This window comes from Lelliottia sp. F153, from assembly GCF_002870005.1.
Classification (GTDB): domain Bacteria; phylum Pseudomonadota; class Gammaproteobacteria; order Enterobacterales; family Enterobacteriaceae; genus Enterobacter; species Enterobacter nimipressuralis.
In genome coordinates, this window is sequence record NZ_PKFT01000001.1 from 481,822 (window position 1) to 495,869 (window position 14,048).

At 55.1% G+C, this 14,048-nt stretch carries 12 protein-coding genes; 6 read left to right on the forward strand and 6 right to left on the reverse strand.

Annotated features, from left to right (window positions below; all coding sequences use genetic code 11):
- Nucleotides 1-2: 2 nt before the first annotated feature.
- Nucleotides 3-953 (reverse strand): branched-chain amino acid ABC transporter permease, encoded by a 951-nt coding sequence (locus tag F153LOC_RS02275; RefSeq protein WP_102103762.1) that lies wholly within the window; start codon nt 951-953, stop codon nt 3-5.
- A gap of 171 nt (nt 954-1,124) precedes the next feature.
- On the opposite strand from F153LOC_RS02275, the gene F153LOC_RS02280 reads away from it, so the two are divergent.
- Entirely contained in the window at nt 1,125-2,063 is a 939-nt protein-coding gene (locus tag F153LOC_RS02280) for a LysR substrate-binding domain-containing protein (protein WP_102103761.1), read from the forward strand.
- On the opposite strand, the gene F153LOC_RS02285 is transcribed toward F153LOC_RS02280, so the two are convergent.
- The 3 genes from F153LOC_RS02285 to yddG form a co-directional block, all read right to left on the reverse strand.
- Nucleotides 2,053-2,493, reverse strand: coding sequence for a GFA family protein (locus F153LOC_RS02285; RefSeq protein ID WP_100780095.1), 441 nt, complete (start codon nt 2,491-2,493; stop codon nt 2,053-2,055). The genes F153LOC_RS02280 and F153LOC_RS02285 overlap by 11 nt on opposite strands.
- A gap of 79 nt (nt 2,494-2,572) precedes the next feature.
- Complete coding sequence (ompC, locus tag F153LOC_RS02290) at nt 2,573-3,646, reverse strand: porin OmpC (protein ID WP_100780096.1); 1,074 nt, start codon at nt 3,644-3,646, stop codon at nt 2,573-2,575.
- Nucleotides 3,647-4,269: 623 nt separating this feature from the next.
- A complete protein-coding gene (gene yddG, locus F153LOC_RS02295; RefSeq protein WP_102103760.1) occupies nt 4,270-5,148 on the reverse strand; it encodes an aromatic amino acid DMT transporter YddG in 879 nt (292 codons plus the stop codon).
- A gap of 222 nt (nt 5,149-5,370) precedes the next feature.
- Here yddG and fdnG point away from each other — a divergent pair, with 222 nt between their 5' ends.
- From fdnG to fdnI, 3 genes are read left to right on the forward strand one after another with little or no spacing between them, the layout of a single operon-like run.
- On the forward strand, nt 5,371-8,418 hold the full coding sequence (fdnG, locus tag F153LOC_RS02305; protein WP_102103759.1) for a formate dehydrogenase-N subunit alpha: 3,048 nt from the start codon (nt 5,371-5,373) through the stop codon (nt 8,416-8,418).
- Nucleotides 8,419-8,429: 11 nt separating this feature from the next.
- Complete coding sequence (gene fdxH / locus F153LOC_RS02310) at nt 8,430-9,314, forward strand: formate dehydrogenase subunit beta (protein ID WP_102103758.1); 885 nt, start codon at nt 8,430-8,432, stop codon at nt 9,312-9,314.
- Nucleotides 9,307-9,963, forward strand: coding sequence for a formate dehydrogenase-N subunit gamma (fdnI, locus tag F153LOC_RS02315; protein ID WP_100780102.1), 657 nt, complete (start codon nt 9,307-9,309; stop codon nt 9,961-9,963). The genes fdxH and fdnI overlap by 8 nt, the downstream gene beginning before the upstream one ends.
- Before the next feature lie 84 nt (nt 9,964-10,047).
- Here fdnI and ppk2 read toward each other — a convergent pair whose 3' ends face one another.
- Nucleotides 10,048-10,866 (reverse strand): polyphosphate kinase 2, encoded by an 819-nt coding sequence (ppk2, locus tag F153LOC_RS02320; protein WP_102103757.1) that lies wholly within the window; start codon nt 10,864-10,866, stop codon nt 10,048-10,050.
- A 143-nt stretch (nt 10,867-11,009) separates the two neighbouring features.
- Here ppk2 and F153LOC_RS02325 point away from each other — a divergent pair, with 143 nt between their 5' ends.
- Nucleotides 11,010-11,651: a Qnr family pentapeptide repeat protein gene (locus F153LOC_RS02325; RefSeq protein ID WP_100780104.1), complete on the forward strand. Its 642-nt coding sequence runs from the start codon at nt 11,010-11,012 to the stop codon at nt 11,649-11,651.
- Nucleotides 11,652-11,771: 120 nt separating this feature from the next.
- Nucleotides 11,772-12,947 carry an MFS transporter AraJ gene (araJ, locus tag F153LOC_RS02330; RefSeq protein WP_100780105.1) on the forward strand — a complete coding sequence of 392 codons (1,176 nt, stop codon included), beginning with the start codon at nt 11,772-11,774 and terminating at the stop codon, nt 12,945-12,947.
- A gap of 6 nt (nt 12,948-12,953) precedes the next feature.
- Here the strand turns inward: araJ and F153LOC_RS02335 are convergent, their stop codons facing one another.
- Nucleotides 12,954-14,045: an alkylhydroperoxidase domain protein gene (locus tag F153LOC_RS02335; protein ID WP_102103756.1), complete on the reverse strand. Its 1,092-nt coding sequence runs from the start codon at nt 14,043-14,045 to the stop codon at nt 12,954-12,956.
- Nucleotides 14,046-14,048 lie beyond the last annotated feature (3 nt).

The window sequence follows — 14,048 nt, forward strand, 5'->3', positions numbered from 1 at the left end:
CCCTACGCCCTGTGCGCCACGCGTTCGCCCAGCAGACCCGCCGGGCGGAACACCAGCACCAGAATCAGCACGATGAACGCAAAGACGTCCTGGTAGTTACTGCCAAACACGCCGTGGGTGAGTTCACCCAGATAGCCCGCGCCCAGCGATTCAATGATCCCAAGCAGGATCCCGCCGATCATCGCACCGCGAATATTGCCGATTCCGCCCAGAACAGCGGCGGTGAACGCTTTAATGCCGGGCAAAAAGCCCATCGAGAAACTGGCGTTGCCGTAGTTGCTCGCCATCATTACACCTGCGAGCGCGGCGAAGATGCCGCCGATGGCGAAAGTCAGCGTGATAATGGCGTTGGGATTGACCCCCATCAGCGTGGCCACGCGCGGGTTTTCGGCCACCGCGCGCATCCCGCGCCCGAGACGGGTGTATTCCACGAGCAGCCACAGGCCGATCATCACCGCCAGTGCCAGCGATACCGTGACAATGCCGGTGACGGTAATGATCGCCGGGGGATGGTTCGCACTGCCGGAGGTGACGGCAATCGCGTCCATCGGCAGAATTTGCGGGAACATCAGCGGGTTGCGGCTCCAGATAATCATCGCCACGGTTTGCAGTAACACCGAAACGCCGATCCCGGAGATCAGCGGCGCCAGACGCGGCGCGTTGCGCAGGCGTCGATAGGCGAAGCGTTCAACGGCCATCGCCAGCAGGGCGCAGACCGCCATGGCGACAACCAGCGCGAAGCCGAGCTGTAGCAGCTGAGGCATTTGCGGGAAGGCGCTGTTCAGCGCGTTCAGGGCCGACAGCGTGGTAAGCGCGCCGACCATCAATATGTCGCCGTGGGCAAAGTTAATAATGCGCAAAATGCCATACACCATGGTATAGCCCAGCGCGATCAGCGCGTAGATGCTGCCCAGCATCACGCCATTAATCAGTTGTTGTATCAGTGTGTCCAACGTTATTACCCGACAGATTGCTCTTTCAGCGGGTAACATCCAATAATTGAATTAAATTGTAAAATACGCATATATTATTTCTTATGATAATTCGAGATTGATTTATCGCGATGATTTTAAAGAGAATAGTGAAACGTCATCTGAGCGAAATTACGGCCCTAAAATCAACATATGAATAAAACAGAACAATCACTGCTGCTGCCTGCTTATGCCGAAAGCCGTCTGGCGAACGATCCGCCCCTGCGTGCCGTGCGCGCCTTTGAGGCGATTGCCCGGCTGGGGAGCGTGACGCTGGCCGCACAGGAGATGGCGATCTCGCCGTCTGCCGTTAGCCATCAGCTCAAGGTGCTGGAAGGGTATCTGCAAATGCCGCTCACAGAGCGCCAGGGGCGCAGGCTGGTCCTGAGCCAGCAGGGACGCGACTATTACCGCTCTATTCGCGCGGCGTTCAACGTGCTGCGTCAGGCGACGGAGCACCTGGTGGAGCAGGCCCAGACCCGTCAGGTGACCATCAGCCTGATTCCGCTGTTCGGCATGGGCTGGTTTATTCCGCGCCTGCCTGCGTTTATGCGCGCCAATCCGCAGACGGAAATTAACGTGGTGTATGCCAACCATCGCAACTATCTGAGCGATGCGTCGGATATGTCGATTCGTTTTGGTAACGGCCAGTGGGCGGGGTATCAGAGTGAAAAACTGATTTCAGGCCAGATGGTGCCGGTGTGCAGCCGGGCGTTTTTACGCGTTCACGGCCATATGGATACGCCGGAACAGCTGCTCCAGATGCCTCTGCTGCACGATGAAGAGCGCAGCACCTGGCAGCAGTGGTTTATCCAGCAGGGCGTTAAACGGCCTGCGCGCAAGAGCGGCCCGCTGTTTGAGGATGGCTTACTGACGCTGGCGGGTGTGCAGGCCGGTCTGGGCTGCGCGTTGATGCGCGAGCCGCTGATCGCGCCCTATCTGGAGAGTGGCGAGCTGGTGAAAATCTTTGATGCGCCAATCGATGACGGGCGCGATTATTACCTGTGCGTCCGTCAGGATTCGGATATGACCGAAGATGGCAAGTTGCTGCAAGCCTGGCTCAGGCGCGCGGCGGTCAGCGCTACGGTGTAAACGAGCAGTTTTTGTCCAGTGCTTCGATCTCGGTGCCACTGAATCGAGCGTATTGTCCGGTGAGACGCCAGAATGCGGGCTGCGTTTCGGTGTAGATCTCGGCGGCCAGAACCAGGCGACGGCGTTCATCTTCACTCAGTTCAAGCAGCGTCCAGGGGACAAAATAGCGGCCAGTGGGGGTAAGCTCAAACCACAGCGGGCAGCCGCAGCCGGGGCAGAACCAGCGTTCGCCGCGCACAGACGACGAGAAGTGCGAAGGGGAGATCGAACCGTCTTCCACGATGGGTTCGCCCTGAGTTTCCAGATACATCGCGATGCCGCCCGACCATTTCTGACACATCGTACAGTGACAGGCATAGACGTCGAGGGCCTCGATGTTGACGCTAAAGTGGCTCATTCCACACAGGCAGCGTCCGGTATAGAGGTGCATGGCGTACTCCTTTATCACGCCAGTGGACTGCGACAAAAAAAGCCAGCCACGAGGGCTGGCTTTTTTAACAGACAAACACTTAGAACTGGTAAGTCAGACCCAGTGCAACGATGTTGTCAGTGCTCACACCAGCAGCTTTGGTGAAGGCATTGTCGTCAACCAGGTTGATTTTGTAGTCAACGTAGGTGGACATGTTTTTGTTGAAGTAGTAAACGGTACCCACTTCAATGTATTTCACCAGATCCTGGTCACCGTAAGAACCGATGTCCTTACCTTTGGACTGCAGGTATGCCAGGGAAGGACGCAGACCGAAGTCGAACTGGTACTGAGCAACCGCTTCGAAGTTCTGAGTTTTGTTCGCAATGTAACCGTCACCGAAGTTGGTCATGTTGCGGGTTTCAGAGTAGGTGGTTGCCAGGTATATGTTGTTCGCATCGTATTTCAGGCCAGCAGCCCAAACTTCTGCGTTTTCGCCGCCTGCGTTCAGGTTGCTTGCAGCGCGAACCTGGTTGTCAGTACGGTCAGATTTCGCATAGGTCGCACCCACGCCGAAACCGTCGATTTCATAGGTAGAAGACAGACCCCAGCCATCGCCGTTCGCGGTGGTGATATCACGGTCGTCGTTTTTACCCTGGTACTGTGCAGCAAAGTTCAGACCATCAACCAGACCGAAGAAGTCTGCGTTACGGTAGGTTGCAACACCCGTAGTACGGCCAGTCATGAAGCCGTCAGTCTGAGTCCAGGTATCTCCGCCGTATTCTGGCAGAACGTCGGTCCATGCGCCGATGTCGTATGCTACGCCGTAGTTACGACCGTAGTCGAAAGAACCAAATTCGTTGAATTTCAGGCCCGCGAACGCCAGACGAGTTTTGTTGCCTTTGTCGCCGTTGGATTCGTCGTTGTTGCCTTTGAACTCATATTCCCACTGACCGTAACCGGTCATCTGGTCGTTGATCTGAGTTTCGCCTTTGAAGCCCAGACGCACGTAAGTTTTGTCGCCGTCGTTGCCAGCGTCGTCAGAGAAGTAGTGCAGACCTGTTACTTTACCGTACAGATCCAGTTTGTTACCGTCTTTGTTAAAGACTTCAGCCGCGTTTACCGCGCCTGCTGCCAACAGAGTAGTCACTGCCACTGCAACTAATTTAAGTTTCATTTTAATAATCCTTATAATTTTCTTTTGGGCATTTCCTGAGCCATTAATAAACGATTTCTAAACGAGGTCGTTCGTCAATGGCATGCTATTTTTAGAAATGTTGTAGCCGCATTTCAATAATAAGTTTCAATTTATTGCTGATAATTTCAATTAGTGTGACCGGTGTCTGATAAAACGGCCAATATTCCGCAGATTTGATTATTTATTATTCGGTAATTGAGTATTTTCTAATATTTATAGTTATTGCCAATATAATTATCGATGGTTTTAATTTCATTGCGGAATTAACCGTAATTATAGATGAATTACCGCAATTTAATGAAGGGTGATAACGAAGAATCAAACAGTTATGAGACATTTGCTGTGAGAACAGGCGAGCATTACTGAAATATTCAGTCATAAACTATTGCGTGTTCGGCTATATCCAGGGCGATTAATAGGCGTTTATTAATCTCAGTGCGGTGTCAGTTTATGTCAATAATAATGTAAGAAGACGTTACGAGCGCGGGGAATATAAACAGAGTTTAAATGTAAACACTATGTGAAAAATAGATAATCTGACGCAAGATCACATTTTATTTATGCAGATAAAACAGAAGGGGGAGATTTCCCCCTGAATGGAATTATTTTCGGGTGGCGTACCAGCACAGCAGCGAGCCTGCGCAGACCATCAGCGCCCCTTGCCAGAAGGAAAAAGAGAGCGGGGCGTTAAGCAGAACAGCCGCCAGCGCCGCGGACAGCACCGGGGTGAAATAAGAGACGGTGGCGAGCACAGAAACATTGCCATGCAGAATGCCGATATTCCACGCCGCATAGCCAAATCCGAGGGCAATTCCGCACATAAGAAGTTTGATCACCACCGGCACGCTGAATATCATTTCCGGCTGATCGCTGAACAGATATTTCAGCCACAGCGCCAGCGCGGTGAGTAACACGAACAGCGTAATGCCGTTCTGTCCTTTAGCGTATTTGCTGGTAACAGTGCAGTATGCCGCCCAGATAAACGCGCCAGCAAACGCCAGCCCATAGCTCAGCGGGTTGGAGATCACATTGGCGGTTATTTCGTCGATATGCAGACCCTTCTCACCGCCTAATACCCAGCAGACACCGAACAAGGCCAGCAATAATCCCGGCACAATCCACAGAGTCGATTTCTGCCCATTGAACAAAATGGCAAACACAATCGTCAGGCTCGGCCAGAGATAATTCACCATCCCCACTTCGATAGCCTGATGACGGGTACTGGCGTAGCCCAGCGAAAGGGCGAGACATATTTCATAGCTCACAAACAGCACGCTGCCGGCAATAAGATAGCGCGGTGAGAAGCGTCTGATAGTCGGGAATCCCACGGTGACTAAACAGAGTAAACCGCTGAGGGTGTAGATCATTGCCGCACCACCGACAGGCCCCAGTCCTTCGCTCACACCGCGAATTAATCCCACCATGGTGCTCCACAGCACAATCGCGGCCAGCCCAATCAATGTTGCTCTTTTTCTGTCCATTGCTTTCCCAAACGCCAACGAAATTCAGGGGCAAATTTATAGCACTCTTTTCCGCGTTTTCGCGAATCAATCTACGAACCGCTAATCCCAAAGGGTTAAGCAAAGCCGCCAGAGCGGACTATTTAGGGGGCGAAGATCGAGGAGATTGATTTGACGCAAAAAAATCAGGGGCTTTGCTGCTAGTTTGCGGCGCGAAGTCTCCTACAGATAACGAGGACAGCAATGGACGTCAGCCGCAGAAAGTTTTTTAAAATCTGCGCGGGCGGTATGGCCGGAACAACAGCTGCTGCGTTGGGCTTTATGCCTAAACTCGCGCTGGCTCAGTCGCGTAACTATAAACTGCTGCGCGCCAAAGAGATCCGTAACACCTGCACATACTGCTCCGTGGGATGCGGGCTATTAATGTATAGCCTGGGCGATGGCGCGAAAAACGCCAAAGAAGCGATTTACCATATTGAAGGGGATCCGGATCATCCGGTGAGCCGTGGGGCACTTTGCCCGAAAGGCGCGGGTCTGCTGGATTATGTCCACAGCGACAACCGCCTGCGTTACCCGGAATACCGCGCGCCTGGCTCTGATAAATGGCAGCGCATCTCCTGGGACGATGCCTTTACCCGCATCGCCAAATTAATGAAAGACGACCGTGACGCCCATTTCGTTGAAAAGAACGAGCAGGGCGTGACCGTGAACCGCTGGCTTTCCACCGGGATGCTCTGCGCATCTGCGGCAAGTAATGAAACCGGCATGCTGACGCAAAAATTTGTGCGCTCACTTGGCATGCTGGCCGTCGATAACCAGGCGCGCGTCTGACACGGACCAACGGTAGCAAGTCTTGCTCCAACATTTGGTCGCGGTGCGATGACCAACCACTGGGTTGATATCAAAAACGCCAACGTCGTGGTGGTGATGGGCGGTAACGCCGCTGAAGCCCATCCAGTGGGATTCCGCTGGGCGATGGAAGCGAAAAATAACAACGATGCGACGCTGATCGTCGTCGATCCGCGCTTTACGCGTACGGCATCGGTGGCAGATATCTATGCGCCGATTCGTTCCGGTACGGACATCACGTTCCTGTCTGGCGTGCTGCTGTATCTGATTGAAAACAACAAGATCAACGCCGAATACGTTAAACACTACACCAACGCGAATCTGCTGGTGCGGGACGATTTTGCCTTTGATGACGGGCTTTTCAGCGGCTATGACGCAGAAAAACGTCAGTACGACAAATCCTCCTGGAACTATCAGTTCGATGAAAACGGTTTTGCGAAACGCGATGAAACCCTCACCGATCCGCGCTGCGTGTGGAACTTGCTGAAACAGCACGTTTCTCGCTACACGCCGGACGTGGTGGAAAACATCTGCGGAACGCCGAAAGCGGACTTCCTGAAAGTGTGTGAAGTGCTGGCCTCGACCAGTGCGGCCGATCGCACCACCACGTTCCTGTATGCGCTGGGCTGGACGCAGCACACCGTTGGTGCGCAGAACATCCGTACCATGGCGATGATTCAGCTGTTGCTCGGCAACATGGGGATGGCGGGCGGTGGCGTGAATGCCTTGCGCGGACACTCCAATATTCAGGGGTTAACGGATCTGGGGCTGCTCTCCACCAGCCTAAGCGGCTATCTGACGCTGCCGTCGGAAAAACAGACCGATCTGCAGACCTATCTCGCGGCCAACACGCCAAAAGCGACACTGCCGGAGCAGGTGAACTACTGGAGCAACTATCCGAAGTTCTTCGTCAGCCTGATGAAGTCTTTCTACGGCGATGCGGCGCAGAAAGAGAACGACTGGGGCTTTGAGTGGTTGCCGAAATGGGACCAGGCCTACGACGTCATCAAGTATTTCAACATGATGGATAAGGGCAACGTCACAGGCTACATCTGCCAGGGCTTTAACCCGTTGGCCTCTTTCCCGGATAAAAACAAGGTCGTGCGCAGCCTCAGTAAGCTGAAGTACATGGTGGTGATCGATCCGCTGGTGACGGAAACCTCCAACTTCTGGCAGAACCACGGCGAGATGAACGACGTTGATACCGCGTCGATTCAGACCGAAGTCTTCCGTCTGCCGTCGACCTGTTTCGCGGAAGAAGATGGCTCCATCGCCAACTCTGGCCGCTGGCTGCAGTGGCACTGGAAAGGCCAGGATGCACCGGGCGAAGCGCGTAATGACGGCGAAATTCTGGCCGGTATTTACCATCGTCTGCGCGAGATGTACGCCCAGTCAGGTGGTAAAGGGGCGATACCGCTGCTGAAAATGCGCTGGGATTACAAGCAGCCGGATCACCCGGAATCGGAAGAAGTCGCGAAAGAGAACAACGGCTATGCGCTGGAAGATCTGTATGACGCCAACGGCAATCTGCTGGCGAAAAAAGGTCAACTGCTGAACAGCTTTGCGCTGCTGCGCGATGACGGTTCAACGGCCTCCTCCTGCTGGATCTACACAGGAAGCTGGACTGAGCAGGGCAACCAGATGGCCAACCGCGATAACGCCGATCCGTCAGGACTGGGCAATACGCTCGGCTGGGCCTGGGCGTGGCCGCTCAACCGTCGCGTGCTCTACAACCGTGCATCGGCGGATATCAACGGCAAGCCGTGGGATCCGAAACGCAAACTGATCGCGTGGAACGGCACGAAGTGGGCGGGGAACGATATCCCGGACTTCAACACCGCGCCGCCGGGCAGTGCGACCGGGCCGTTTATCATGCAGCCAGAAGGGCTGGGGCGTCTGTTTGCGCTCGATAAGCTGGCAGAAGGGCCGTTCCCGGAGCACTACGAGCCGATGGAGACGCCGCTCGGCACCAACCCGCTGCATCCGAACGTGGTTTCCAGCCCGGTGGTTCGCCTGTATGAAGACGACGCGCTGCGCCTGGGTAAGAAAGATAAGTTCCCGTACGTCGGGACCACCTATCGTCTGACCGAGCATTTCCACACCTGGACCAAACACGCGCGGCTCAACGCCATCGCGCAGCCGGAACAGTTTGTCGAAATCAGTGAAACCCTGGCGCGCTCGAAAGGCATCACCAACGGCGATCGCGTGAAGGTGAGCAGCAAACGCGGCTTTATTCGCGCGGTGGCGGTGGTTACGCGTCGTCTGCAGACGTTGCACGTCAACGGCCAGCAGGTCGAGACCGTGGGCATTCCGCTGCACTGGGGCTTTGAAGGGGTGGCGCAAAAAGGCTATCTCGCCAACACCCTGACGCCAAACGTCGGCGATTCCAACTCGCAAACGCCGGAATATAAAGCGTTTCTGGTCAACATCGAGAAAGCGTAAGGAGCGATTCAATGGCTATGGAAACACAAGACATTATCAAACGCTCCGCGACCAACGGCATGACTCCCGCGCCTCGTGCGCGGGACTATAAAGCGGAAGTCGCCAAGCTGATTGATGTCTCTTCCTGCGTGGGCTGCAAAGCCTGCCAGGTGGCCTGTTCGGAGTGGAACGACATCCGCGATGACGTCGGGCACTGCGTGGGCGTTTACGATAATCCGGCGGATCTCAGCGCCAAATCCTGGACGGTAATGCGTTTTAGCGAAACCGATCAGAACGGCAAGCTGGAGTGGTTGATTCGTAAAGACGGCTGTATGCACTGCGAGGATCCGGGCTGCCTGAAGGCATGCCCGTCCGCCGGGGCGATTATTCAGTACGCCAACGGGATCGTCGATTTTCAGCAGGATAACTGCATCGGCTGCGGCTACTGTATCGCCGGCTGTCCGTTCAACGTGCCGCGTCTGAACAAAGAGGATAACCGGGTATACAAATGCACCCTCTGCGTGGACCGGGTCAGCGTCGGGCAGGAGCCTGCCTGCGTGAAAACCTGTCCGACCGGGGCAATTCATTTCGGTACCAAGAAAGAGATGCTCGAGGTGGCGCAGGAGCGCGTCAATAAGCTCAAAGCACGCGGATATGACCACGCGGGGATTTATAACCCGCAGGGCGTCGGCGGGACGCATGTGATGTACGTTCTGCATCACAACGACCAGCCAGAGCTGTATCACAATCTGCCTAAAGATCCGGCGATTGATACCTCCATCAACCTGTGGAAAGGAGCGCTCAAACCGCTCGCGGCGGCCGGGTTTATCGCCACCTTTGCCGGTTTGATTTATCACTACATCGGTATCGGGCCAAACAAAGAGGTGGATGACGACGAGGATGAACATCATGAGTAAGTCGAAGATGATTGTGCGCACGAAGTTTGTCGACCGCGCCTGTCACTGGACGGTGGTCATTTGCTTCTTTCTGGTGGCGGTGTCCGGGATCTCTTTCTTCTTCCCGACGCTGCAGTGGCTGACCGAAACCTTCGGGACGCCGCAGATGGGCCGTATTCTGCACCCGTTCTTTGGCGTGCTGATTTTCGTGGTGCTGATGTTTATGTTCGTGCGCTTTGTGCATCACAACATCCCGGATAAGCAGGATATTCCGTGGGTGAAAGGGATTGTCGAAGTGCTGAAAGGCAACGAGCACAAAGTCGCGAAAGTGGGCAAGTACAACGCCGGACAGAAAATGATGTTCTGGACCATCATGAGCATGATTTTTGTGCTGCTGGTGACCGGGGTGATTATCTGGCGTCCCTATTTTGCCCATTACTTCCCGATTCAGGTGATTCGCTACAGCCTGCTGATCCATGCAACCGTCGCCATCATTCTGATCCATGCCATCCTGATTCATATGTATATGGCTTTCTGGGTAAAAGGATCGATTAAAGGGATGATCGAAGGGAAGGTAAGCCGCCGCTGGGCGCAAAAACACCATCCGCGCTGGTATCGTGATGTCGAAAGACTGGAAGCGAAAAAAGAGAGCACGGAAGGGATGAAGTAACCTCATGCGCCGTCGGAATTTGCCGGCGGCGCTGCGTTTGTGCAGTCCTGGGGCCGGTGTTTTATCGGTTGCCCCGCGCGCTTTTCAGAACCGCTCCGCAATATAGCGGAACGGATAATCCGTCGGTTTTACTTTACCCACTTTACGCTTCGGCAGTTTTACCGGCTCGACGGGCAGGGTTTTGTAGGGGATCTGCGACAGCAGATGCGAGATGACATTCAGTCGCACCCGTTTTTTATCCTCAGATCGAGCGACAAACCACGGCGCCCAGGCGGTATCGGTGGCAGCAAACATCGCATCGCGCGCTTCGGTGTATTTATCCCACAGTCTGAACGATTTGATGTCCATCGGTGACAGCTTCCAGGTTTTGCGCCCGTCATCAATACGATCCCGCAGGCGGCGCTCCTGCTCTTTGGGCGTCACTTCGAGCCAGTATTTGATCAGAATGATCCCCGCATCCACCATCGCCCGTTCCATTGTCGGCGTGCCATCCAGAAACTTTTGCACCTGTTCAGGCGTACAAAAGCCCATGACGCGTTCAACGCCCGCACGGTTGTACCAGCTGCGATCGAAAATCACGATTTCTCCCGCCGAGGGCAGATGCGGCACGTAGCGCTGGAAATAGAGCTGACTTTTCTCTTTCTCTGTCGGCGCGGGCAGCGCAACGACACGGAACACCCGGGGGCTGACGCGCTCGGTGATGGCTTTAATCGTTCCGCCTTTGCCTGCACCGTCGCGGCCTTCAAACACCACGCAGACTTTTAGCCCTTTACTGACGACCCACTGCTGAAGCTTGACCAGCTCAACGTGCAGACGCCGCAGCTCCTTTTCGTATTCCTTCTCTTTCAGCGGTTCGCGTTTCACATTTTCCGCCGGGCTTTTCGCTTTCTTGATGTTTCCCATGGCAATCCTCTTCGACAGAAGGGAGGGTAAGAACACTTTGAAGTGTAATCGTGCTCGCAAATCCTCGCGGGAATTATTTACACAACGCCATGGGATCGGGTTAGAATACGGCGTTACTGTATATAAACACAGGTGGTCGTAAAATGCTGACGCTGGACGGGGTAAGAATTGGCAAAAACCAGTTTACGGGCGAGAAAATTGAGAACGGGACATTTCGCCACTGCGACTTTTCTGGCGTCGATCTGACCGGCACGGAATTTATCGGCTGTCAGTTTTACGATCGCGAAAGCCAGCAGGGCGGGAATTTTTCTCGCGCCACGCTGAAAGACGCCATTTTCAAAAATTGCGATTTAACGATGGCAGACTTCAGGAACGCCAGCGCGCTGGGGATTGAAATCCGCGAGTGCCGCGCGCAGGGCGCAGACTTTCGCGGCACCAGCTTTATGAACATGATCACCTCTCGCAGCTGGTTTTGCAGCGCGTATATCACCAAAAGCAATCTCAGCTACGCCAACTTTTCCAAAGTGGTGCTCGAAAAATGCGAGCTATGGGAAAACCGCTGGAACGGCGCGCAGATCCTCGGCGCAACGTTTAGCGGCTCCGATCTGTCGGGTGGGGAGTTTTCGTCATTCGACTGGCGGGCGGTTAACGTCACTCATTGCGATCTGACCAATTCTGAACTCGGCGATCTGGACGTGCGCGGCGTCGATTTGCAGGGGGTGAAGCTCGACAGCTATCAGGTTGCGCAAATTATGGAGCGCCTGGGAGTCGCGATTATCGGTTAAGGATATTCACAAGCCAGACCGAATGAATGGATTAACGTGTCAGAGCGCCAATTGGAACTGGCTCACCATACCAGTTTGTTCAATAATGGCTGTTGCAAATTTTTAACAAATGGCTGTGGTATGAAAAAAACCGTTTTTTCACTGGCGCTGGGCACTTTTGGACTAGGCATGGCCGAGTTTGGCATCATGGGCGTACTGACCGAGCTGGCGCACGATACCGGCATTTCGATCCCCTCTGCCGGGAGCATGATTTCGTACTACGCCTTTGGCGTGGTCATTGGTGCGCCGATCATCGCGCTGTTTTCAAATAAGTTCTCGTTAAAAACGGTTCTGCTTTTTCTGGTCGCCCTGTGCGTGGTCGGAAACGCCATTTTTACCTTCTCAACGTCCTATTTCTGGCTGGCTATCGGGCGGCTGGTGTCCGGCTTTCCGCACGGGGCCTTCTTCGGCGTCGGGGCGATTATCCTTTCAAAGATAGCGCCGCCCGGAAAAGTCACCCTCGCCGTATCGGGGATGATTGCCGGAATGACGGTCGCCAACCTGGTGGGCGTTCCGCTCGGCACCTGGCTTGGGCATGAATATAACTGGCGCTACACCTTCTTTCTGATTGCGGCGTTTGACGCGCTGGTGATCCTGTCGGTCATTTTCTGGGTGCCGACTCTGTACGATAAAACCGAAACCCGACTCACGGAGCAGTTTCACTTTTTGAAGAAACCGGAACCCTGGCTGATTTTTGCCGCGACGATGTTCGGTAATGCCGGTGTCTTCGCATGGTTCAGCTTTGTGAAGCCGTTTATGGTTAATGTCTCCGGATTCTCTGCCGGGTTTATGACCGTCATCATGATGCTGATGGGGCTGGGCATGGTGCTCGGTAATCTGCTCAGCGGCAAACTTTCCGGTCGTTACAGCCCGCTGCGCATTGCGGCGACCACCGATCTGGTGATCGTGGTGTCGCTGTTGATGCTGTTTGCCTTCGGTGAAAATCAGGCTGCGTCTCTGGTGATGGGCTTTATCTGCTGCGCGGGGCTGTTCGCGCTGTCGGCACCGCTGCAAATTATGCTGCTGCAAAATGCGCAGGGCGGCGAGCTGCTGGGTGCGGCGGGCGGGCAGGTGGCCTTTAATCTTGGCAGTGCGATTGGGGCGTATTTCGGCGGGATGATGATCGTTCTCGGCTACAGCTGGAGCTACGTGACGTTACCGGCGGCGCTCCTCTCATTCGCCGCCATGTCATCGCTGCTGCTGTATGGCCGTCAGAAAGCCAAACGGGCGGAGGCTAACGCCAGCGCGTTAGCCTGATTTACGTTACGGAAGGTAAGGTTCGCCGAGGGTCAGCATTAGGCGGTTGGCCCAGGCGAAGAACGCCGCAGATTGCACCAGATCGAGCTGTTCAAGCGTGTCCAGAGAGTGCTTCTCCAGTGCCGCGAGATGCGCGGGTGTCACAGCAGGTGGCGTCACGGACAGCGCCGCCGCAAAATCAATTTCCGCCTGCCAGCGCGCCGATTGCCCCTCGCTCAGGGACTGTCCCGGCCGCACGGCCAGCAGCGCGTCTATGGCATTATTGTCCTTCGACAGTTGGCTCGCCTTACGCGCATGGACAGATGCGCAGTAAATGCAGCCGTTGATCTTGCTGGTCACCGTTGCCGCCAGTTCACGCTCCGCGCGCGGCAGACCGCCTGGCGTGTAAAAAATCCCTTTATCGGTCAGCGTGCGCTGTTCCAGAACCGGCAAATTGCGCCCCAGCAGGCGGAAATAGTCTGAGTCCGTATGGCCAAATTTCGCAAGAATAGCCTGCTCGTCGGCGTTGAACTCTGCCAGCGGTTTTGACGCCAGCCACGGCTCCCAGCCCAGCTCCTGCTGCGTGAACTGTACCGGCGCCGGTTTGCCGCTTTTTGTCTCAGGCGTGCTGTGCCAGATCCCTGCCACCACCGGGGTGTCGCTTGCCGCCACGGTTTTGTCATTCAGCAGGCGCAACCCGGCGACGAGACGGCTCTGAAAACTCACAAACGCAATCAGCTGAGCCAGCGTCACAATGGCTTCTTTGCTCCATCCCGCCTGCGTCAGCGCGCTTAGTGCGCCGGGCGTGGCTTCGACCGGGGAAAACGTCAGCAGACGCGCAAAGGTCAGCGCGGGCGTCAGGCGTGCGGAAGTCGGATCAGCTAGCCCGAAACCGGCGTAGTGGGCGGCCAGCGCATCGACGCGGTGCCATTTTGCCACTTTAGCGGCCACCGCCGCCCGTTCATCAAGCGGGAACGCCGCATCCTGCTGGCTAAAAAGTGTTTCATAGCTACCCTGGGCATGACGGGTGGCGGCATCGCGCGTGGCGCGAGCCGTTGCCAGCGGCGAACCGGGGGCGATCTCCGCTAATTCGGCAACAATATCCTGACTTAAAGACATAGG